Genomic DNA, 1,171 nt, shown 5'->3' on the forward strand with positions numbered 1-1,171 from the left:
AATCTATTATTATTCCCTTTAATAAAACTTATATTTAATTGTGTATGTCAAAACGTGTTCACTTCATCTGCACCAAATTGGTGACTTACTTTTTGTAAGTCACCTTTTTTATTTTGAAAAATTAGGGAGTAATAGTAAACGATGTAAGTGTACATCTGATACTATTACTCCCTTTTTTGTTACAAAAAATTTATATCAAGATGATAGATTAGAAATGTCTATCGGACATTTCTGATGTGTTATTTTGAGCAATCAAACACAGAAAACTAAATAAAAGGTAATTAAGTAAACAAGATTTTCGACGAGCCGTCTGCTGTACACGCATTTGCGAACTATGTGCAAGAAGAAAAAAGAATATGGGAAACTCTTTGCCACAACTCGAAAATCAGTAATAATGATACTTCGGTAATTCGCCGCTCGGTCACAATGAAGACGGAGTATATCTTAAGATATAATGTGACTTCCCACGTCTTACTTATTTTCCGAAAAACAAAATCTTTTAAAAGGAGGGTTAAATATGCAATTTGATTATTTTTATGGCTCTGAGGCAGAGCAATTTACATTTTACAGAATACCAAAAATTCTTATAACATCACAGTTTTTCAAAAAGGTATCTGACAGTGCAAAATTACTCTACGGTCTTATGCTTGACCGAATGAGTTTATCTATTCGTAATGGTTGGCTTGATGATGACAACAGAGCATATATTTTCTTTACTACGAATGATGTTATGGAGCAAATGTGTTGCGGAACTGAAAAAGCCACAAAAATGCTTGCAGAGCTTGACAGCGAAAAAGGTATCGGTCTTATTGAAAGAGTAAAACAGGGACAAGGAAGACCTGCAATAATATATCTAAAAAAGTTTTATGATATTGAAGATAAGGATACTACATCACAATCAAGCACTTCGAAGAATGAAAATCAAGCTTTCGAGGAATCGAAAAACAAGACTTTCGAAAATCGAAAAACAAGACTTTCGGAAATCGAAAGTCAAGACTTTCGGGAATCGAAAAACAAGACTTTCGAAAATCGAAAGTCAGGACTTTCGGAAATCGAAAGTCTAGAGTTTCGAAAATCGAAATGTAATTATAATAATATTAATAATACTGATATTAATTATATCTATCCTATCAATCAAGATAATTATAATATACAGAATAGTGATACTCAA

General features: G+C 31.9%; 1 protein-coding gene. It reads left to right on the top strand.

Annotated elements, in window-relative coordinates; genetic code table 11:
- Positions 1-517 precede the first annotated feature (517 nt).
- The coding region (locus LKE05_RS14055; protein WP_308457251.1) for a replication initiator protein A at positions 518-1,171 on the top strand (654 nt) is incomplete at its 3' end.

This window comes from Hominilimicola fabiformis, assembly GCF_020687385.1.
GTDB classification, from domain to species: domain Bacteria; phylum Bacillota; class Clostridia; order UBA1381; family UBA1381; genus Hominilimicola; species Hominilimicola fabiformis.